This is a genomic window from Serratia sp. CY74737, from assembly GCF_052166775.1.
Taxonomy (GTDB): Bacteria; Pseudomonadota; Gammaproteobacteria; order Enterobacterales; family Enterobacteriaceae; genus Serratia; species Serratia ureilytica.
The window spans coordinates 266,099-287,282 of record NZ_JBJNOF010000004.1; the positions used below are offsets into that span (position 1 = coordinate 266,099).

Annotated in this window: 18 protein-coding genes; 14 read left to right on the forward strand and 4 right to left on the reverse strand. The window is 60.7% G+C overall.

The genetic code is table 11. From position 1 onward, the window contains the following. Positions 1 to 36: 36 nt before the first annotated feature. The gene (locus tag ACJ8PE_RS07520) at positions 37 to 888 is read right to left on the reverse strand and encodes an ATP-grasp fold amidoligase family protein (protein ID WP_046896836.1); all 852 of its coding nucleotides are present in this window, start codon (positions 886 to 888) and stop codon (positions 37 to 39) included. Between the two features lie 155 nt (positions 889 to 1,043). Here ACJ8PE_RS07520 and ACJ8PE_RS07525 point away from each other — a divergent pair, with 155 nt between their 5' ends. The 9 genes from ACJ8PE_RS07525 to ACJ8PE_RS07565 all read left to right on the forward strand — a co-directional run bounded on the left by ACJ8PE_RS07525 (position 1,044) and on the right by ACJ8PE_RS07565 (position 11,614). Further along, on the forward strand, positions 1,044 to 2,333 hold the full coding sequence (locus ACJ8PE_RS07525) for an oligosaccharide flippase family protein (RefSeq protein ID WP_033652374.1): 1,290 nt from the start codon (positions 1,044 to 1,046) through the stop codon (positions 2,331 to 2,333). An 89-nt stretch (positions 2,334 to 2,422) separates the two neighbouring features. Then, the gene (locus ACJ8PE_RS07530; protein ID WP_197761474.1) at positions 2,423 to 3,187 is read left to right on the forward strand and encodes an arylamine N-acetyltransferase family protein; all 765 of its coding nucleotides are present in this window, start codon (positions 2,423 to 2,425) and stop codon (positions 3,185 to 3,187) included. A gap of 122 nt (positions 3,188 to 3,309) precedes the next feature. Beyond that, entirely contained in the window at positions 3,310 to 3,939 is a 630-nt protein-coding gene (locus tag ACJ8PE_RS07535; RefSeq protein WP_015377033.1) for a response regulator transcription factor, read from the forward strand. Beyond that, a complete protein-coding gene (locus ACJ8PE_RS07540) occupies positions 3,939 to 5,480 on the forward strand; it encodes an MASE1 domain-containing sensor histidine kinase (protein ID WP_197793579.1) in 1,542 nt (513 codons plus the stop codon). Before ACJ8PE_RS07535 ends, ACJ8PE_RS07540 begins: the two co-directional genes overlap by 1 nt. Positions 5,481 to 5,540: 60 nt before the next feature. Next, a complete protein-coding gene (uhpC, locus tag ACJ8PE_RS07545; protein WP_226772964.1) occupies positions 5,541 to 6,869 on the forward strand; it encodes an MFS transporter family glucose-6-phosphate receptor UhpC in 1,329 nt (442 codons plus the stop codon). Then, positions 6,866 to 7,897 carry an ABC transporter substrate-binding protein gene (locus tag ACJ8PE_RS07550; protein WP_197774476.1) on the forward strand — a complete coding sequence of 344 codons (1,032 nt, stop codon included), beginning with the start codon at positions 6,866 to 6,868 and terminating at the stop codon, positions 7,895 to 7,897. The genes uhpC and ACJ8PE_RS07550 overlap by 4 nt, the downstream gene beginning before the upstream one ends. 67 nt (positions 7,898 to 7,964) lie before the next feature. Further along, positions 7,965 to 10,043, forward strand: a complete 2,079-nt coding sequence (locus tag ACJ8PE_RS07555) for an ABC transporter permease (protein ID WP_033642251.1) — start codon at positions 7,965 to 7,967, stop codon at positions 10,041 to 10,043. Between the two features lie 11 nt (positions 10,044 to 10,054). Further along, positions 10,055 to 11,101, forward strand: coding sequence for a ferric ABC transporter ATP-binding protein (gene fbpC, locus ACJ8PE_RS07560; protein ID WP_197793581.1), 1,047 nt, complete (start codon positions 10,055 to 10,057; stop codon positions 11,099 to 11,101). Positions 11,102 to 11,347: 246 nt separating this feature from the next. Beyond that, positions 11,348 to 11,614: a hypothetical protein gene (locus ACJ8PE_RS07565; RefSeq protein ID WP_033642249.1), complete on the forward strand. Its 267-nt coding sequence runs from the start codon at positions 11,348 to 11,350 to the stop codon at positions 11,612 to 11,614. A gap of 41 nt (positions 11,615 to 11,655) precedes the next feature. Here the strand turns inward: ACJ8PE_RS07565 and dusC are convergent, their stop codons facing one another. From dusC to rhlE, 3 genes are all read right to left on the reverse strand, one after another. Then, positions 11,656 to 12,588: a tRNA dihydrouridine(16) synthase DusC gene (dusC, locus tag ACJ8PE_RS07570; RefSeq protein ID WP_033652368.1), complete on the reverse strand. Its 933-nt coding sequence runs from the start codon at positions 12,586 to 12,588 to the stop codon at positions 11,656 to 11,658. A gap of 84 nt (positions 12,589 to 12,672) precedes the next feature. Next, a complete protein-coding gene (locus ACJ8PE_RS07575) occupies positions 12,673 to 13,632 on the reverse strand; it encodes a D-2-hydroxyacid dehydrogenase family protein (RefSeq protein WP_197761482.1) in 960 nt (319 codons plus the stop codon). A gap of 113 nt (positions 13,633 to 13,745) precedes the next feature. Beyond that, positions 13,746 to 15,125, reverse strand: coding sequence for an ATP-dependent RNA helicase RhlE (gene rhlE / locus ACJ8PE_RS07580; protein ID WP_099785318.1), 1,380 nt, complete (start codon positions 15,123 to 15,125; stop codon positions 13,746 to 13,748). A 297-nt stretch (positions 15,126 to 15,422) separates the two neighbouring features. Between rhlE and cecR the strand changes: the two genes are divergently transcribed. Genes cecR through ACJ8PE_RS07605 form a run of 5 tightly spaced genes read left to right on the forward strand, consistent with a single transcriptional unit; the run spans position 15,423 to position 21,141 of the window. Next, entirely contained in the window at positions 15,423 to 16,121 is a 699-nt protein-coding gene (cecR, locus tag ACJ8PE_RS07585) for a transcriptional regulator CecR (protein ID WP_033642245.1), read from the forward strand. 18 nt (positions 16,122 to 16,139) lie between these two features. Next, a complete protein-coding gene (gene hlyD / locus ACJ8PE_RS07590; RefSeq protein ID WP_197793584.1) occupies positions 16,140 to 17,126 on the forward strand; it encodes a secretion protein HlyD in 987 nt (328 codons plus the stop codon). Between the two features lie 8 nt (positions 17,127 to 17,134). Beyond that, a complete protein-coding gene (locus ACJ8PE_RS07595; protein WP_197793585.1) occupies positions 17,135 to 18,871 on the forward strand; it encodes an ATP-binding cassette domain-containing protein in 1,737 nt (578 codons plus the stop codon). Then, a complete protein-coding gene (locus tag ACJ8PE_RS07600; RefSeq protein WP_197761487.1) occupies positions 18,868 to 20,022 on the forward strand; it encodes an ABC transporter permease in 1,155 nt (384 codons plus the stop codon). Before ACJ8PE_RS07595 ends, ACJ8PE_RS07600 begins: the two co-directional genes overlap by 4 nt. A 12-nt stretch (positions 20,023 to 20,034) precedes the next feature. Then, positions 20,035 to 21,141 carry an ABC transporter permease gene (locus ACJ8PE_RS07605; protein WP_047025671.1) on the forward strand — a complete coding sequence of 369 codons (1,107 nt, stop codon included), beginning with the start codon at positions 20,035 to 20,037 and terminating at the stop codon, positions 21,139 to 21,141. Positions 21,142 to 21,184 lie beyond the last annotated feature (43 nt).

Below are 21,184 nucleotides of genomic sequence, written 5' to 3' on the forward strand. Positions count from 1 at the left end.
TGACTGCGGGAACTGGCCCAACGCTCGGCATAGCGTTCAGGTTTTGGCCATCAGCTCGCCCAGCAGCAGGTTCGTGGCGCGCGGTTGGTACACTTCATTGCCTGCACCGGGGGTGAGCGTCAGCTCGCCGATATAGAGCCTGTCTTGCGTCAGGTAGAAATCGACCCGGCAGTAGTCCAGATCGGCGGCAACGGCTTGGGCGACCTCAATCATCTCATCCCAAAAGTCAGGCTTCGCGTGCAACGTGTTGATCTGGGGAATATCTTTCTGGGTAAAAAAGCAGTGATGCGCATGGCGGTCCAAAAACTCCAGCGACGTCGGCTCCGGGCCGCCCCGCAGCAACTCCACGAACAGATAAGGCTGGCTGCCGTTAAAAACATGCACTTTATAGTCGATCAATTCACCGTCGCGTTCGATGTCCAACAGGTTTTCAACCACAATTTGCAGTGGGATCTTCGCATAGTGCTTCTCACGAAAGCGCTTCCAATACGTTATTTTTGACCATTTCTTGAGAGTGCTTGCAATCTCATCATAACTCACTCGCGCTTTATCTCTGACAATCTTAACTTGCTGCGAGGCATTATTTGTTTTGATAACAAAAGATTGAGGCAACGACAAATAGTCTTGCTCAGTGAAGTTCTCCGTTATCATGATGACCGGCGTTAGGTATTTTTCCGAAACGCGACTGGATATATAATCCCTCACCGCCACCTTGTCCGCCAACAGGCTGAACTCTTCGCGCGGGTAGCGCATTCTGTGGTAAATCCTTTCAGAAAAACTTTTAGGATTCAAAAAGTTGACAAAGCTTCCGTGAACAAAATAATGCGACAGCTGATAATAAATAAAGTCAGGCGAAACCTTATAGAGGTATTTTACGAATTTTCTCATTCCGTTGATTCATCCATTAATCCAACATAACAAAAGACCCAGCTAAAGTTTAAATGCAATTGACTTCAATTGTAAAATATAAAAAAAGCCTTGGTGATTATTAAAGGATAAAAAACGGAATAATCCTATATCATAAGGTGTTCAGGGAAGCGTCAGTGAAACTAAAGATCATAGACTTCAGCATAATAAGAAACGCTTCCTGGATGATAGCGGAAAAGACGGTATCAATCCTCGGCGTTATATTCATCACCGCCTACATGGCCAAATATATTGGGCCGGAAAGCTTCGGAAAGATTACCTTTGCCACGGCGATTTTCGCCATTACCCAAACGTTGGCGCTGCTGGGATCGGACACCATCCTCTTCAAACGCATTAGCCGTAATCCGCGCTCCGGCGCAGCGCTGATGTTCTCCACCAACCGGCTGAGGCAAGCCTGTTTCCTGGCCTTTTCTGCGATCATCTTGCTTTATACCGGGCTGCGGGAAGACTTCACGACCTTTTACTTTTGCGCCGCCACATTCCTGGCCTCGTTTTTTTCACTCAAAGACGTCTTCGCCATTTACCATGACGCCCGGCTGGAATCGCGTTTCAATACCCTGGCCAACGTGGCCGGCTTAGCCAGCGCATTGTTGGCTCGCTGGCTGATCGTGTTTTTTGATCTGCACCTGTACTTTCTGGCCATCCCTATCGTGATGGTGTACCTCATCCCCTATCTGATCCGTCATCACCTTTATCATCGCCGCCATCCGGGCTTTTCGGCCCCCGGCCGTATTCGGCGCAAATATGTGCGCTATCTGCTCGCCAGCGGCCTGCCGTTGGCAGTATCCAATGTTTCCATCGCCATCTATACCCGGCTGGCGCAGCTGTTTTTGATGTGGTTCGTTTCCGCCGCGGTGCTGGGCATTTACTCGGTCGCCATTACCCTGGCGACCGCCTGGATGTTCGTTACCGATGCCGTCATCACCTCGTTCTTCGCGAAAATATTCGCCTATCGGCGCGAAGACGCGATGCGCGCCGCGGCCAAACTGAATGGGTTGGTGCTGGCCATCGCCTTAGCCATCGTCGCCGGGATCGTTTGGCTGGGCAAACCGGTCATCGCACTGTTGTACGGCGAGCAATACCTGGCGGCCTATGCCGCCATGGGGGTGTTGGCCGTCGCCACCCTGCTCTCCGCCCTGGGGACCGTGGCCTATAAATACATCGTGCTGTTTTCCGGTTATGGCTTCCTTTCCCGCAAAATGTTGTTGGTGTTTATCATTAACATTCCCCTGTCATACGGCCTGATTCGGCAATACGGCATGATGGGCGCCGCTTACAGCACCTTGCTGACCGAACTGCTGTCATTGACCGTACTCAACTATCTCTTTCAACGGGGTGCCGTACTGAAAATGCATCTGCGCTCACTGAACCCGGCGCTTTACCTAAGACGCCCGTCGGGAAAATAATCCGGCTGCCGTGGCGCAGCACGTAATGCGCTCACAAACGCCGCAAAGCCCGCTATTTTATGCCTACTTTTTCTCATGCGAGACACCCTGTGGATACCCAACGCTACCTGCAGCATATCGGCTTTGCCGGCGCCGCCCGCCCCGATCTCCCCACGTTGCAACAGCTGCACCATCGCCACATGCTGAGCGTACCGTTCGAGAACCTGAGCATTATTTATCATCAGGGCATTCAGTTGGCGCCCGAAGCGCTGTTCAGCAAGGTGGTGGAGCGTAACCGCGGCGGTTTCTGTTATGAGCTGAACACGCTGTTCGCCCTGCTACTGCGGGAGATCGGTTTCAAGGTGAGCTTCATCTCCGGCGAGATCCGCGCGCGCGACGGCCATTTCGGCCCGCCCTACGACCATCTGGCGCTGCGGGTGGATCTGGCGGAGCAGGCCTGGCTGGTGGACGTCGGTTTCGGCGATTCCTTCCTGACGCCGCTGAAGATCGTCGCCGCCGAGCCGCAACCGCAGGCCAGCGGCACCTTCCACCTGGAGCGGGAAGGCGAGTATTACCTGCTGGAGCGCCGCAACGGCGACCAACGTTCGCATGCCAAAACCCTGTATCGCTTTACCGTTCAGCCGCGCGAGCTGCACGAGTTCGACGAGATGTGCCGCTTCCACAGCACCTCGCCGCAGTCGCATTTCACCCAGCGCCTGGTGTGTTCACGGCCGACGGACCACGGCCGGGTGACCCTCAGCGACATGAAACTGATCGTGACCGAAGATCACCAGCGCCACGAAACGACGTTGCATTCGGAAGAGGAACGGCGCGCCGCGCTGTGGCAGCATTTCGCCATCGATTTGGATCGTTGACGGCGCCGGCGGCGCCCTTTTATTACAATTCTGTTACATCGATTGCATAACCGCGCTTGGCTGATTGCCAGCACCGCAGCGGCAGGCATCATAGGATCATGATTCGGCAACAGAGTGCGAAAATGATCCGTGTGATACTGGTGGATGACCATGTGGTGGTGCGCTCCGGCTTTGCGCAATTGCTCAGCCTCGAGGACGATCTCGACGTGGTGGGGCAATACAGCAGCGCGGCGGCGGCCTGGCCGGCATTGCTGCGCGACGACGTCAGCGTCGCGGTGATGGACATCGCTATGCCGGATGAAAACGGCCTGAGCCTGTTGAAGCGCCTGCGGGCGCAGAAGCCGCAGTTTCGCGCGATCATACTCAGCATCTATGACTCCCCCACCTTCGTGCAGAGCGCGCTGGATGCCGGCGCCAGCGGCTATCTGACCAAACGCTGCGGGCCGGAAGAACTGGTGCAGGCGGTGCGCTCCGTCGATATGGGCGGCCATTACCTGTGCGCCGACGCGCTGCGGGCGCTGCGCGGCGGCGAGCAGCCGGCCACGGCGCTGGAAGCGTTGACCCCGCGCGAGCGCGAGATCTTCGATCTGCTGGTCAAAGGCGACAGCGTAAAGGAGATCGCTTTCAAGCTCGATCTCAGCCACAAAACGGTGCACGTGCATCGCGCCAACGTCCTGGGCAAGCTGCAATGCAGCAGCACCATTGAACTGGTGCATTTCGCCCTCGACCATCAGCTGCTGGCGGGGCATTGATGTCGCCCCGCTTCCGGCCCTGGGTTATCTCGCTGTTTATCCTGTTGGCCTGGGGCAGCGGCTGGCTGATGCTGTGGACGCTCGGTTTCTACCTGACCCACAACGGCAATCAGGCGGCGCTGTTTCTGCCTCACGGCGTCTATCTCGCGCTGCTGATCCTGCTGGCGCGCCGCTATTGGCCCGCCCTGATAATACCGCCGGTGCTGCTGCTGTTCTGGCTGCACGGCGAACGCCTGCTGAGCGGCTACAGCCTGCTGGCCGCGCCGTTCATCACCCTGATCCCGGCTCTTCTCGCGCAACGGGTCTGGCGCCGTTTTCCGCTCTACTGGCAACGGCTGACGCTGCTGCTGGCCACAGTGACCGCCGCCTCGCTGCTCAATACCGCCCTGCTTTCACCTTTCGCGCACAGCCCGGCGATGCTGCTCGGCCTGGCGTCGTTTACCGGCGGTGTTTTGTTGACCCCGTTCGTCTACCTGATCTTTGAATTTCTGCGCCAGCAGCACCGCTACCATCTGCTGGGGCTGGACACCGCCAACCCGCCGCTGCGCGCGTCCTTAATCATCTGGTGCAGCCTGTTTTTCGTTATCGGCATCGGTACGCAGATGGTGCTGTCGCCGGAAATCGAGCGCCTGCTGCTGATCGTGGTGTTTTTGCCGAACGTGGTGATGGCGTGGAAGTTCGGTTGGCAGGGCGGCGTGCTGTCCGGCCTGCTCGGCAGCATGATGATCACCATCGCGCGGCAGGTCGGTGTGGGGTTCGGCAATCTGGTCGAGCTGGAAATCTTTCTGGCGACCCAGGCGCTGCTCGGCATCGGTCTGGGCATCGCCATCAGCCGTCAGCAGCACCTGGCGCAAAACCTGCACCACTATCGCCGACGCCTGGAAGAAGAGTTGGCGACGCGGCGGGCATTGACCGAAAAACTGATCCACACCGAAGAAGACACGCGAAAGAACCTGGCGCGCGAGCTGCACGATGAAATCGGCCAGAACATCACCGCCATTCAAATTCAGTCGCAGCTGGTCAAGCGGGCGCGCGATCCGGCGCAAACCCAGGCCGCAGCGAACCAGATAGGCGATCTCGCCCGGCGCATTCATCACTCCACACGCCAGCTGCTGCGCCAACTTCGCCCGCCCGCGCTGGACGAGCTGGCGTTCAAAGACGCGCTTCACCACCTGCTGAGCGAATTCGCCTTTAGCGAACGGGGCATCCGTTGCCGTTTCGACTACCGCCTGATCGACACGCCCGCCGGCGAGACGGTGCGCTTCACCCTCTACCGGTTGCTGCAAGAGCTGCTCAACAACGTGTGCAAACACGCCGAGGCCAGCGAAGTCGCCATCGTTTTGTATCAGCAAGGCGCCATGTTGCACCTCGAGGTACGGGACAACGGCGTCGGCATCCATGCGGGCAACGCGCCGGGCTTCGGCATTCAGGGAATGCGCGAACGGGTCAGCGCGCTCGGCGGCGAACTGACGCTGGAAACGCAGCGCGGCACCCGGGTAATTGTTAACCTGCCCACAAATTTGCAACAAACCGCCGACTAACTAGGAAAAAGTCTTAGCCACTCCGGACTTTATCTCATCCCCTTTCCTTTTCACCTTCTTATAGTCAGCACCAGGGAGGCGGCTATGCAAGCACGCTCGGCATCTGAAATCGATCATCGTTACCGTGCGCTGCGCCCGCGGCTGCTGCTGTACATGGTCATCGGGTACGCCGCCTTTTACCTGACGCGCAAAAGCGTGAATTACGTGCTGCCGGCGCTGCAAACGGATTTGGGGCTGGATAAAGGAGACATCGGCCTGCTCGGCTCGCTGTTTTATCTGAGCTACGGCCTGTCGAAATTCGTCGCCGGGTTGTGGCACGACGGCCATGGGCAGCGCGGGTTTATGGGGATCGGCCTGTTCGCCACCGGTTTGCTGAACGTGGCGTTCGCCTTCGGCGAATCGCTGACGCTGCTGCTGGCGGTCTGGGCGCTGAACGGCTTCTTTCAGGGCTGGGGCTGGCCGCCCTGCGCGCGGCTGCTGACCCACTGGTATTCGCGCAACGAGCGCGGCTTCTGGTGGGGCTGCTGGAATATGTCGATCAACCTCGGCGGCGCGATTGTGCCGCTGATCAGCGCCTTCGCCGCCCAGCGCTGGGGCTGGCAGGCGGCGATGTTGATCCCGGGGGCCGTCAGCATGGTGCTGGGCATCTGGCTCACGCGGCAGCTGACAGGCACGCCGCAGGAAGAAGGCCTGCCGTCGGTCGGCCAGTGGCGCCACGATCCGCTGGAGCTGCGCCAGGAACAGCAAAGCCCGCCGATGGGGCTGTGGCGAATGTTGCGCACCACGATGCTGAAGAACCCGATGATCTGGTTGCTCGGCGTCTCTTACGTGCTGGTCTACCTGATCCGCATTGCGTTGAACGACTGGGGCAACCTGTGGCTGACGGAAAGCCACGGCGTCAACCTGCTCAGCGCCAATGCGACGGTGATGCTGTTCGAGATAGGCGGCCTGCTCGGCGCGCTGTTCGCCGGCTGGGGCTCGGATGTGCTGTTCGGCGGGCAGCGCGCGCCGATGATTCTGCTGTTCACGCTCGGGCTGATGGTTTCCGTCGCCGCGCTGTGGCTGGCGCCGGTGCATCACTACGCGCTGCTGGCGGGCTGTTTCTTTACGGTGGGCTTTTTTGTCTTCGGCCCACAGATGCTGATTGGCCTCGCCGCCGTGGAATGCGGGCACAAAGGCGCCGCGGGCTCCATCACCGGCTTTCTCGGCCTGTTCGCCTACCTGGGGGCAGCGCTGGCGGGCTGGCCGCTGTCGCGGGTCATCGAAGGCTACGGCTGGTCAGGCATGTTCAGTTTGCTGTCGATCGCCGCTGTTCTTATGGGTTTATTGCTGATGCCGCTGCTGATGGCGAGCGTTACCACCTCTACCGAGAGAAGGATAAAACAATGAAAAAAACGTGGTTCACTACCCTGATAGCGTCCGGCATCGCGCTGGCGACCCTAAGCGGCGCCGCGCACGCCAAGGGCCGCCTGGTGGTCTACTGCAGCGCCACCAATGAAATGTGCGAAGCGGAAACCAAAGCCTTCGGCGAGAAATATGACGTGAAAACCGCGTTCATCCGCAACGGATCCGGCAGTACGCTGGCGAAAGTGGACGCCGAGAAGAAGAACCCGCAGGCGGACGTCTGGTACGGCGGTACGCTCGATCCGCAATCCCAGGCCGGTGAAATGGGGCTGCTGCAGCCGTACAAATCGCCGAATCTCGACCAGGTGATGACGCAATTCCGCGATCCGGCCAAGCTGAAAGGCAACTACTCCTCGGCGGTCTACGTCGGCATTCTCGGCTTTGGCGTCAATACCCAGCGCCTGAAAGAGAAAAACCTGCCGGTGCCCAAGTGCTGGAAAGACCTGACCAAGCCGGAATACAAAGGCGAGATTCAAATCGCCGATCCGCAAAGCTCCGGCACCGCCTACACCGCGCTGGCGACCTTTGCCCAACTGTGGGGAGACGATCAGGCGTTCGCTTACCTCAAACAGCTGAACGCCAACGTCTCGCAGTACACCAAGTCCGGCATTGCCCCGGCGCGCAACGCCGCCCGCGGCGAAACGGCGATCGGCATCGGTTTCCTGCATGATTACTCGCTCGAAAAGGAACAGGGCGCGCCGCTTGAGCTGATCTCGCCGTGTGAAGGCACCGGCTACGAAATCGGCGGCGTCAGCATCCTCAAAGGCGCGCGCAACCTCGACAACGCCAAATTGTTCGTGGATTGGGTGCTGTCGAAAGAGGCGCAGGAGCTGGCGTGGAAGCAAGGCAAGTCCTATCAGATCCTGACCAACACCACCGCCGATACCTCGCCGAACTCGCTGAAGCTCGACGACCTGAAGCTGATCAACTACGACATGGACAAATACGGCTCGACCGAGGTCCGTAAGGCGCTGATCAATAAATGGGTCAGCGAAGTCAAGATGGGTAAATAAGCCCACATTCTGCGCCTGTTGCCGGGTAAGCCTCACGGCTTGCCCGGCCTGAACATCCGGGAAACTTATGTCACATACACATGCACTCCATCTCGTGAAAAAACGAGATGCGATATCCCTTTGGGTTTTGCTTGGCTGGCTGGCGTTCGCCCTGCTGCCGAGCTGGAGCCTGGATTACGGCCTGCTGGAGTCCACCGGCGAAGAGATCCTCGCGGCCTACGGCTGGTCACACCGCAATATCAGCTGGCTTTGGTGCCTGCTGCCGAGCCTGCTGCTGCTGCGCCCTTACGCTGCGGCGGGCCGTGAGCAGCGGCGCCGCCACGCGTTCGATGCCGGCTGGGCGCTGCTGTGCATGGCCTTTATCGTTGTCAGCGCCACGGTGGCGGGACGCGGTTTAGGCTACGCCACCCTGGTGCAGTTGACCGCGCTGGGCGCCATCATGACGCTGGCGCTGACCCGCCTCGACTGGCTGGGCGGCGACCGTTTCGTTATCGGCGCGCTGGTCACCATCGTGGCGCTGATCGGCGTCTTCATCGTCTGGCCGAGCATCGCGATTTTCATTCCGATGTTCACCGACCAGACGGGCGCTTTCGCGCCGCTGGCCTTTATGAACGTGCTGTCGCAGGCGCATATCATTCAGGTGATCCTCAACTCCATCGCCCTGTCGATCGCGGTGGGCGCCGGCTGCACCTTTTTCGGCCTGGTGCTGGCAATTTACACTACCCGCATCGCCAAGCGCAGCGCCATTATCGGCCGCATCTTCTCCATCTTGCCCATCGTCACGCCGCCGTTCGTCGTCGGCCTGGGGGTCACGCTGATGATGGGGCGCTCCGGCTACGTCACCGAGTGGATGGTGGCCTGGTTCGGTTTGACCAACACCAACTGGCTGTACGGCTTTACCGGCATCTGGCTGGCGCAGGTGCTGGCGTTCACGCCGATGGCGTTCATGATCCTCGACGGCGCGATCAAGACCATTCATCCTTCGCTGGAAGAAGCCTCCTACACCCTGCGCGCCAGCCGTTGGCAAACCTTTAACGGCGTGTTCGTGCCGCTGCTGAAACCGGCGCTGGCCAACGCGTTTTTGATCGTGGTGGTGCAATCGCTGGCTGATTTCAGCAACCCGCTGGTGCTCGGCGGCAACTTCGACGTGCTGGCGACGCAAATCTATTTTTACATCACCGGTTCGCAGCTCGATTATCAGGCCGCCAGCACCCTCGGCGCCTTCCTGCTGCTGTTCTCGCTGCTGGTGTTCTGCATTCAGTATATGTGGATCGGCAAACGTTCCTACGTCACCGTGTCCGGCAAATCGTATCGCGGCGACGTGCAGCCGCTGCCGGTCACGCTGGTGTGGGGCGTGATCGCACTACTGGCGGTGTGGGTAGCCTTTAACGCCCTGCTTTACGGCAGCATTTTCTACGGCAGCTTCACCGTCAACTGGGGAGTGGATTACACGCTGACGCTGGATAACTTCATCAAACTGTTCGGCCAGGGCATGAGCGACGGCGCGTGGCCTTCGCTGCTCGACACGCTGCTGTACGCCGGGATCGCCGCGCCGATCACCGCCGCGTTCGGCCTGCTGATCGCCTGGATCGTGGTGCGCCAACAGTTCAAGGGCAAAAAGACCATCGAGTTCACCACCATGCTGTGCTTTGCGGTGCCGGGTACCGTGGCCGGCGTCTCTTACATTCTCGCCTTTAACGGCGCGCCGGTGTACCTCACCGGGACGGCCGCCATCGTGATTATTTCGATGGTGATGCGCAACGTGCCGGTGGGCATTCGCGCCGGGATCGCCGGGCTGGGCCAGATAGACAAATCGCTGGACGAAGCCTCGCTCAGCCTGCGCGCCGGCTCGCTGCGCACCATCACGCACATCCTGCTGCCGCTGCTGCGCCCGGCTATCCTGTCGGCGCTGATCTACAGCTTCGTGCGCGCCATCACCACCGTCAGCGCCATCGTCTTCCTGGTCACCCCCGATACCCGCGTGGCCACCGCCTACATCCTCAACCGCGTGGAAGACGGCGAATACGGCGTGGCGATCGCCTACGGTTCAATTCTGATCGTGGTGATGCTGGCGATTATTTTCCTCTTTGACTGGCTGATCGGCGAGGCACGCATCTCCCGTTCAAAAGCCAAAAACCAGGCGTAATGGAGCCCATGATGAGCCAGAAAAATTTCGTTGAACTGCGTAACGTCTCCAAACGGTTCGGCAGCAACACGGTAATCGATAACATCACGCTCACCATCCCACGGGGGCAAATGGTGACGCTGCTCGGCCCTTCCGGCTGCGGCAAGACCACCATTTTGCGCCTGGTCGCCGGGCTGGAAAAACCGAGCGACGGGCAGATATTCATTGATGGTGAAGACGTCACCCATCGTTCCATCCAGCAGCGTGACATCTGCATGGTATTCCAGTCTTATGCCCTGTTCCCGCACATGTCGCTGGGGGAGAACGTCGGCTATGGCCTGAAGATGCTCGGCATTCCGCGCGCCGAAGTGAAAGCGCGCGTGCAGGAAGCGCTGGCGATGGTGGACTTGGCGGGGTTCGACGATCGCTATGTCGATCAGATCTCCGGCGGCCAACAGCAGCGCGTGGCGCTGGCGCGCGCGCTGATCCTCAAGCCGAAAGTGCTGCTGTTCGACGAGCCGTTGAGCAACCTCGACGCCAACCTGCGCCGCAGCATGCGCGAAAAGATCCGCGAGCTGCAAAAGCAGTTTGATATCACGTCGCTGTACGTCACTCACGATCAGAGCGAGGCTTTTGCAGTCTCCGACACCGTACTGGTGATGAACAAGGGGCATATCATGCAGATGGGCTCGCCGCAGGATCTCTATCGGCAGCCCGCCTCGCGCTTTATGGCGAGCTTTATGGGGGACGCCAACCTGTTCCCGGCCAGCTTCAGCGCCGATCATGTCGATATCAGCGGCTATCGCCTGCCGCGCCCGGCGCATTTTGCCGCCCAGGGCGCCGGCACGGTGGGCGTGCGACCGGAAGCGATCACGCTGAGCGAGCATGGCGAGGAAAGCCAGCGCTGCGAGATCCAGCATGTCGCCTACATGGGGCCGCAGTATGAGGTGACGGTGGCGTGGCACGGGCAACAGATTTTGCTGCAGGTTAACGCCACCCGCCTGCAACCGAACGTCGGCGAGCAGTATTATCTGGAAATTCACCCCTACGGCATGTTTATGCTGGCGGACGCGGCATAGTCGGCCTCACGCTTAAGGGGTAGAATAACGGCCATCCCGAACGGGATGGCCGAAAATAATCGCCAAAAACACCGTATTTATCTATTTTTACAATTCCACCCAAGTCCTTGTTCAACCGAGAAATAAATATATCCGCATTCATTAAAAAATAACTACCTGGGCCACCAAGGGTGATATTTTTATTTATATGGGGTAAGCTTAATCCCGCAGTCGAAATTATTTAACGGCCAACTCAAGGAGAAATTCATGAGCAACAATGCAAACGCACAGGCGCAGCTGGATAATTTACGCAACGTCGCTTCCCAGCTGAAGGAAATGCGCCACTACGCGCAATCGAATATCGAGACGCTCTCCGCACACTGGCTGGCCTTCGATCAGGGGGAATGCAAAAATAAGGCATTCGCCGAAGCCATTAACGACCTATTGAATAAACAGGGCGCCTGTCTGGAAGGGCTGGAAAAAACCATTCAGGATATCGAGATAGAATTAAACCGTCTTGATAAAGCCGCCTGATAATGCCGATTTAAATAAACCCGCCACGCGCGGGTTTATTTTCAGCTGCGGCAGATGACGCGCGCAATATCCCCGGACGTCGTCAGCGCGCGTATTTCGCTGAACAGTTCAGTTGCTTCATCATATTCTTTACGCAAATAACCCAGCCACTGTTTAATGCGCGCCACGTGATACAGGCCGGTGTCGCCCTGCTTTTCCAGATGGACGTATTTTTGCAGCAGCTCAACCACCTGCGGCCAGGGCATGCGCGGTTCGTTATATTTCACCACCCGGCTCAGGTTCGGCACGTTGAGCGCGCCGCGCCCCAGCATGATGGCGTCGCAGCCGGTCGTCTGCAGGCAATCCTGCGCGCTCTGGTAATCCCAGATCTCGCCGTTGGCGACAACCGGGATGCTCAGCCGCTGACGGATCTCGCCGATCGCCGCCCAGTTGATGCGATCCGCCTTATAGCCGTCCTCTTTGGTGCGACCGTGCACCGTCAGTTCGCTGGCGCCCGCCTGCTGCACCGCATCGGCGATTTCAAAGCTGCGATTGGAAGAGTCCCAGCCCAGGCGCACCTTCACCGTGACCGGCAGATGGGCCGGCACCGCCGCGCGCATCGCTTTGGCCCCCTGGTAGATCAATTCCGGATCTTTGAGCAGCGTCGCCCCGCCGCCGCTGCCGTTCACCAGCTTGGACGGGCAGCCGCAGTTGAGATCGACGCCGTAAGAGCCCAATTCCACCGCGCGCGCGGCGTTCTCCGCCAGCCACTGCGGGTACTGCCCCAGCAGCTGTACCCGCACCAGCGTGCCCGACGGCGTGCGGCTGGCGTGACGCAGCTCCGGGCACAGCCGATAGAACGACTTGGCCGGCAGCAGCTGATCGACCACGCGCAAAAATTCGGTGATGCACAGATCGTAGTCGTTCACTTCGGTGAGTAATTCACGCACCAAAGAGTCGAGAACGCCCTCCATCGGAGCCAATAATACGCGCATGACCAATCCCAGCTAAAAAAAGACCCGCAATGATACGGGTGAATGCCCGCGCCAGACAAGCCTCTGCGGGCATTAAAAACGCCATCAGCCCAGCCTACGGATCGGTTGACCGGCGAGAAACGCCGCAATGTCCTCAACCGCCTCGGTGAAGTAGGCGCGGTAGTTATCGTCCGCCACGTAACCCACATGCGGCGTCGCCAGCACGTTGGGCAGTTGACGAAACACATCGTCGGCCGGCAGCGGCTCCGTCTCGAACACGTCCAGCCCGGCGCCGGCAATCTTCCGCTGTTGCAGCACGTCCACCAGCGCCGCCCGATCGACGATCCCCGCGCGCGAGGTGTTGATCAGGTAAGCGGTGGGTTTCATCGCCGTCAATTCGTCCCGCCCTACCAGCCCGCGGCTGCGATCGCTCAGCACCAGGTGAATGGAGACAAAATCGCTCTGCTCGAACAGCGCCCGTTTGGACGGTGCCAGCAGGGCGCCCTCCTGCGCTGCCCGTTCCGCCGTCAGGTTCTGGCTCCAGGCCAGCACCCGCATGCCGAACGCCTGTGCCACCTTGGCCATTTGGCCGCCGATCTTGCCCAGCCCCAGCAGCCCCAGCGTCTTCCCCTGCAGCGTGACGCCCAAGCCCAGCTGCCACGGGCCGTTGTTCCGCAGCCCGACGCTTTCCGGCACGATATGCTTGGCCAGCCCGAGCAGCAGCGCCCAGGTCAGCTCCATCGGCGCGGCCGACCCGCTGGCAGTGCCGCACACCACCACGCCGCGCTCGGCGGCGGCGGCCAAATCGATAGCGGCATTGCGCATGCCGGAGGTGATCAGCAGCTTCAGCTGCGGCAACCGCGCCAGCAGCGAGGCGGTTATCGGCGTGCGCTCGCGCATGATGACCAGAATGTCGCATTCCTGCAGATGCACCGCCAGCTCCGCCTCATCGGTAAAGTGCGCGCTGATGGCGGACACCTCCACCCGATCGGCCAGCGCCGACCAGTCCGCCATCTTGAGCGCCACCTGCTGGTAATCATCAAGAATTGCGCACTTCAATTTCATCTCCGTCTCCTGGAATGTAGGGATAGCCACCGTCCAGCCTAGTACGAAAATGCCGTTCCGCCAGGCAAAAAAAAAGCCGCCCATACAGGCGGCTTGCTTTTGCGCAATCGGGCTTATTCGGCCGGTTTGCGGTTGCGCGGGCGACGCGAGGCCGGCGCGCCGGAACGGCGCTGGCCGTCACCCTGCGGGCGAGCGTTGCCGTTACCGTTGCCACGGTTTTCACGCTGGCTGCCGTTGGCGTTACCGCTGCGCTGACCGCCGCCGTTACCGGAACGCTGGCCACCGCCGTTGCCGCGCGGCGCGCCGCGTCCGCCGCCCTGGCGGCCGTTGATGATCGGCTCGGCCTTGATGGTCGGATCCGGCTCGTAGCCCGGCAGCGCAATGCGCGGAATTTCACGCTTCAGCAGACGCTCGATGTCGCGCAGCAGCTTGTGTTCATCCACGCACACCAGCGAGATGGCTTCGCCGGTACGCTCCGCGCGGCCGGTACGGCCGATGCGGTGCACGTAGTCTTCCGGCACGTTAGGCAGCTCGTAGTTCACCACGTGCGGCAACTGGTCGATATCCAGACCGCGCGCCGCAATGTCGGTCGCCACCAGCACGCGGATGCGGCCGTCTTTAAAATCGGCCAGCGCACGGGTACGGGCGCCCTGGCTCTTGTTGCCGTGGATCGCCGCGGCGGTGATGCCGTCTTTGTTCAGCTGTTCCGCCAGGTGGTTGGCGCCGTGCTTGGTGCGGGTAAAGACCAGCACCTGTTTCCAGTCGCCTTCGCCGATCATCTGCGACAGCAGTTCCCGCTTACGCTTCTTGTCGACGAAGTGCACGCTCTGCTCGATCTGCTCGGACGCGGTATTGCGGCGAGCCACTTCCACCGAGGCCGGGTTATGCAGCAGTTTGTTGGCCAGCGCCTTGATGTCGTCGGAGAAGGTTGCGGAGAACAGCAGGTTCTGGCGCTTGGCCGGCAGCTTGGCCAGCACGCGGCGGATGTCGTGGATAAAGCCCATATCCAACATGCGGTCCGCTTCGTCCAGCACCAGAATTTCGATTTTGGACAGGTCAACCGCGTTCTGATGTTCCAGATCCAGCAGACGACCCGGCGTCGCCACCAGGATATCGACGCCGCCGCGCAGCTTCATCATCTGCGGGTTGATGCTCACGCCGCCAAACACCACCAGCGAACGCAGGCGCAGGTGTTTGCTGTAGGCATCGACGTTTTCGCCGATCTGCGCCGCCAGCTCACGGGTTGGCGTCAGGATCAGCGCGCGCACCGGGCGACGGCCTTTGACCGGATGGTCATGCTTGCTCAGCAGCTGCAACAGCGGCAGGGTAAAACCGGCGGTTTTACCGGTGCCGGTCTGGGCGCTGGCCATCAGGTCACGACCTTCCAGCACGACAGGGATAGCCTGACGCTGAATTGGCGTCGGTTCGCGATAGCCCTGTTCTTCAACAGCGCGCACAATTTCAGCACTTAAGCCGAGGGTTTCAAATGACATAAAGAGAAAAACTCCAGATCCCCCCTAACCTAACAGTGTTCGGTGCAGTTTCCTGGGAGGATGATCAGACGGGGCATTAAGCATGACCACGAGGGATTGGCACAAACTGCAGTGCACCAGGCGGCGATTGTAACAGAAGTCGCGCAATAAAAAGCACTTTTACGTGCAGAGAGCACAATCTGCCGTAAATTCAGCATTATCTGAAGTCGGTCACATAACTCATTGTGGTTAGCGGTTGCGTTTTAAACAATCTGGCATAAAGTTAATCATATGATTGATTAACTTTGAGCGTGACCTATGCCAGCTTCCGTCCCTCATCAGGCCGCCGGCCGGGCGCGCGGCGAGCAAACGCGTCGGCAACTGCTCGCCGCGGCGACCGACCTGTTCGGTGAATATGGCCTGCAGGGCGCCACCACCCGCGATATTGCCCAGCGCGCCGGCCAGAATATCGCCGCCATCACCTACTACTTCAGCTCCAAAGAGGGGCTGTATCTGGCCGTGGCGCAGTCGCTCGCCGATTTCATCCAGCAGGCATTCGCCCCGCTGGCCGAAGAGGTCGATCGCTTTGGGCAGCAGCCTGCCGCACAGCGATCGCCCGACGCGGCGCTGCGTTTGCTGCAGCGTGGCCTGCTGGCCTTCAGCGAGCTGATGACCCAGCCGCACACGTTGAATCTGAGCAAAATCATGTCGCGCGAACAGCTTGCCCCAACCGACGCCTACCCGCTGATCCACCGCCAGGTGATCGCGCCGATGCACGAACGGCTGTGCCGCCTGCTGTCGGCCGCCACCGGCATCGACGAACGCGCTGCCCGCCTCGTGTTGCATACCCATGCGCTGATCGGCGAGGTGCTGTCGTTCCGCGTAGCGCGGGAGACCATCCGCCGTCAGGCCGGCTGGCAAGAGATTGGTGAGGGCGAAGCGGCGCAAATCGCGGCGGTGCTGAGCGAGCATATCGAGATTTTAGTTATTGGGCTGCGCCAACGTCACGGCGCGTAAATTCAGGCAGGGAGTGTTATGAACAAAAAACGCAGTGCCTTGATCGTGTTGTTGATTCTGCTGATCGCGGCCGTCGCTTACGGGGTATGGCATTACCAACAACAGCAGGATAAGCCGCTGACGCTGTACGGCAACGTCGACATCCGCACGGTCAACCTCGGCTTTCGCGTCGATGGCCGCCTGGCGTCGCTGACGGTGGATGAAGGCGATAGCGTTCAGCCGGGCCAGCTGCTCGGCAAACTGGACGATGCTCCCTACCGCAACGCGCTGCAACAGGCCGAAGCCAACGTCGGCAGCGCGCGCGCCAAACTGTCGCTGCTGCAGGCTGGCTATCGCAGCGAAGAGATAGCCCAGGTGCAGTCAGAAATGGCGCAGCGCCAGTCCGCTTTCGCCTACGCCGACAGTTTCCTGAAGCGCCAGCAAGGGCTGTGGGCGAAAAACGCCACCTCCGCCGACGCGCTGGAGGATGCGCGCACCGCCCGCAATCAGGCGCAGGCCAATCTGCAAGCGGCGAAAGACAAACTGTCGCAATACCGCAGCGGCAACCGCCCGCAAGAAATTGAACAGGCCAAGGCCGAGGTGGCGCAAAGCGAAGCGGCGTTGGCGCAGGCGCAATTGAACCTGCAAGACGCCACGCTGCTCTCCCCTTCCGCCGGCACGGTGCTGACCCGTGCGGTAGAGCCGGGCACTATGCTCGGCGCCGGCGGCACGGTGTTCACCCTGTCGTTGACCCGGCCGGTGTGGGTGCGCGCCTACGTCAACGAAACCAGCCTGAACCAGGCGGTGCCCGGCACCGAGCTGGAGATCTACACCGACGGCCGCCCCGGCAAGCCTTACCACGGCAAGATCGGTTTCGTCTCACCGACCGCGGAATTCACGCCGAAAAGCGTTGAAACGCCGGATCTGCGCACCGATCTGGTGTATCGCCTGCGGGTGATCGTCACCGACGCCGACGATGCGCTGCGTCAGGGCATGCCGGTCACCCTGCGCTTCGCCAAACCCTGAGGCCGGCCATGGAACAGGCGCACACCATCGAGTTGGCAGGGCTGGAAAAGCGCTTCCCGTCGCTTGAGAAACCGGCGGTCGCCAGCCTGACCACCACCCTGCGCAGCGGCGCGGTCATCGGGCTGGTCGGCCCGGACGGCGCCGGCAAAACCACACTGCTGCGCATGCTGGCCGGGCTGCTGAAGCCCAGCAGCGGCAAACTGCGGGTCGCCGGGCTGGATCCGATCGGCCAGGATCGCCAACTGCATGCGATCCTCGGCTACATGCCGCAGAAGTTCGGGCTGTATGAGGATCTGACGGTGATGGAGAACCTGACGCTGTACGCCGATCTGCGCGGCGTCACCGGCGATCTTCGCCGCCAGACCTTCGAACGGCTGCTGAAATTCACCGATCTGACCCGCTTCACCGAGCGTCTGGCGGGCAAGCTGTCCGGCGGTATGAAGCAAAAACTGGGACTGGCCTGCACGCTGGTGGGCGAACCCCAGGTGCTGCTGCTGGACGAACCGGGCGTCGGCGTCGATCCGATCTCGCGCCGCGAGCTGTGGCGCATGGTGCACGAGCTGGCCAATGACGGCATGTTGATCCTGTGGAGCACCTCTTATCTCGACGAGGCCGAGCAGTGTCGCGAAGTGCTGCTGCTCAACGAGGGCGAGCTGCTGTTCAGCGGCGCGCCGCAGGATCTGACCCAGCGCATGGCCGGACGCACGGTATTGATCGCCGCGCCGCCCGGCAGCCATCGATCGTTGCTGCAGCGGGCGATCTGCCTGCCGGCGGTCACCGACGGCGTGATCCAGGGCAAGTACCTGCGCCTGATCCTGAAAGAAGGCGAAGATCACCGGCAGCTGCTGCAGGCGCTGGATCTGCCGGACGCCGAACTGGACGAAGCGGATCCGCGCTTCGAGGATGCGTTTATCGATCTGCTCGGCGGCGGCCCCAACCATCGCTCGGCTCTGGCGGAGATCATGCCGACCGTTGACGGAGAAAGCGGTGAAACGGTAATCGAAGCGGTGCAGCTGACCAAGAAATTCGGCGATTTCGCCGCCACCGATCACGTCGATTTTCAGGTGCGGCGCGGCGAAATCTTCGGCCTGCTCGGCCCGAACGGCGCCGGCAAGTCCACCACCTTCAAAATGATGTGCGGCCTGCTGGTGCCGTCCGGCGGCAAGGCGCTGGTGCTGGGGATGGATCTGAAGACCAGTTCCGGCAAGGCGCGCCAACGCCTCGGCTACATGGCGCAAAAATTCTCGCTGTACGGCAACCTGACGGTGGCGCAGAACCTGAAGTTCTTCTCCGGGGTCTACGGCCTGAGCGGCAAGGCGCAGCGCGACAAAATCGACGAGATGTCCCGCGCCTTCAACTTCGCGCCGATCCTCGATCAGACGCCGGATGCCCTGCCGCTCGGCTTCAAGCAACGCCTGGCGCTGGCCTGCGCGCTGATGCACGAACCGGATATTCTGTTCCTCGACGAACCGACCTCCGGTGTCGATCCGCTGACGCGGCGCGAGTTCTGGCTGCACATCAACGGCATGGTCGACAAGGGCGTCACGGTGATGGTGACCACCCACTTTATGGACGAGGCGGAATACTGCGACCGCATCGGCCTGGTGTATCGCGGCAAGATCATCGCCGCCGGCACGCCGGACGATCTCAAACAACAGGTAGCGCGCGACGACAACCCCAACCCCTCGATGGAACAGGCGTTTATCGAACTGGTGCAGGGCTACGACGAGGAGGAACCGCGGTGAGCGACAACCGAGCCCCAATCGACGACGGCGGCTTCTCCTGGCGCCGACTGCGCGCGCTGTGCCTGAAGGAGACGCGGCAAATACTGCGCGATCCCAGCAGCGGCCTGATCGCCTTCGTTATCCCGCTGATGCTGCTGTTTATCTTCGGCTACGGCATCAACCTGGACTCCAGCAAGCTGCATCTGGGCATTCTGATGGAGCAACAGAGCGAAGACGCGCGCGATCTGGCCCAGGCGTTCGCCGGTTCGCCCTATATCGAACCGACCATCAGCGACAACCGCCGGCAGCTGATCCAGCAGATGCAGGCCGGCACAATCCGCGGCCTGGTGGTGATCCCGGTGGATTTCGACCAGCGCATGGCGCGCCCGCACGACAGTGCCCCCATCCAGGTGATCACCGACGGCAGCGAGCCGAACACCGCCAACTTCGTGCAGGGCTATGCCCAGGGCGTATGGCAAGTTTGGCAGCAGCAGCGCGCCGCCGATCGGGGGAGCAACGACAAGCCGCTGATTGACGTGCAGATGCGCTACTGGTTCAACCCGGCGGCCATCAGCCGGCACTACATCATTCCCGGCGCCATCACCATCATCATGACGGTGATCGGCGCCATTCTCACCTCGCTGGTGATCGCCCGCGAATGGGAGCGCGGCACCATGGAAGCCCTGCTCTCCACCCAGGTGACGCGCAGCGAGCTGCTGCTCTCCAAGCTGATCCCGTATTATTTCCTCGGCATGATCGCCATGGCGCTGTGCATGGCGGTGGCGATCTGGGTGCTCGGCGTGCCCTATCGCGGTTCGCTGCCGATCCTGCTGCTGATCAGCAGCCTGTTCCTCGCCAGCACCCTCGGCATGGGCCTGCTGATCTCCACCCTCACCCGCAACCAGTTCAACGCGGCGATGGTGGCGCTGAACGCCGCCTTCCTGCCGTCGATCATGCTGTCCGGCTTCATCTTCCAGATCGACAGCATGCCGGCCATCGTACGCGCGGTGACCTACATCATTCCGGCGCGCTACTTCGTCAGCACGCTGCAAACGCTGTTCCTGGCGGGCAACGTCGGCACCGTGCTGCTGATCAATCTGCTGTTCCTGATCGCTTCCGCCGTGGTGTTCATCGGCCTGACGGCCTGGAAAACCCAGCGCCGGCTGGATTGAGGAGAAAGAGTGATGTTTCACCGTCTGTTGACGCTCATCATCAAGGAAATGCAGGCGCTGCTGCGCGATCCGCAAACCCGCGCCATCCTGATCATGCCGGTGATCCTGCAGGTGCTGCTGTTCCCGTTCGCCGCGACGCTGGAAGTCACCAACGCCACCATCGCGGTCTACAGCGAGGACAGCGGCCAGGCCTCGGTAGAGCTGACCCAACGCTTCGCCAAGGCCAAAGCCTTCTCCCATGTCCTGCTGCTGCGCAATCCGCAGGAGATAAAGACCACCATCGACAACCAGCGGGCGCTGCTGCTGATCCGCTTCCCGGCGCAGTTCTCGCGCGATATCGCCACCGGCAACACCGCGCCGCTGCAGCTGCTGCTCGACGGGCGCAACTCCAACAGCGCGCAGATCGCCGCCAACTACGTACAGCAGATCGTGCAGGAATATCAGAACGAGCTGCTCGGCAAGCGCGCGAAACCCAACAACAGCGAACTGGTGGTGCGCAACTGGTATAACCCGAATCTGGACTACAAATGGTTCGTGGTGCCGTCGCTGATCGCCATGATCACCACCATCGGCGTGCTGATCGTCACCTCGCTGTCGGTGGCGCGCGAACGTGAACAGGGCACGCTGGAACAGCTGCTGGTCTCGCCGCTCACCACCTGGCAGATCTTTATCGGCAAGGCGGTGCCGGCGCTGATCGTCGCCAGCTTCCAGGCCAGCATCGTGCTGTTGATCGGCATCTTCCTGTATCAGATCCCGTTCGCCGGATCGCTGCTGCTGTTCTACGCCACCATGTTGATCTACGGGCTGTCGCTGGTCGGTTTCGGCCTGCTGATCTCGTCGCTGTGCGCCACTCAGCAGCAGGCGTTTATCGGCGTGTTCGTGTTCATGATGCCGGCGATCCTGCTCTCGGGGTATGTCTCGCCGGTGGAGAATATGCCGGTGTGGCTGCAGGATCTGACCTGGGTGAATCCGATACGCCACTTCACCGACATCACCAAGCAGATCTACCTGAAGGACGCCAGCTTCAGCATTATCTGGCGCAGCCTGTGGCCGCTGCTGGTGATCACCGCCACCACCGGCAGCGCCGCCTACGCGCTGTTCCGCCGCAAGATCGCATAAAAAAAGCTCTGCATGTCACATGCAGAGCTTTTTGATCGCCAAA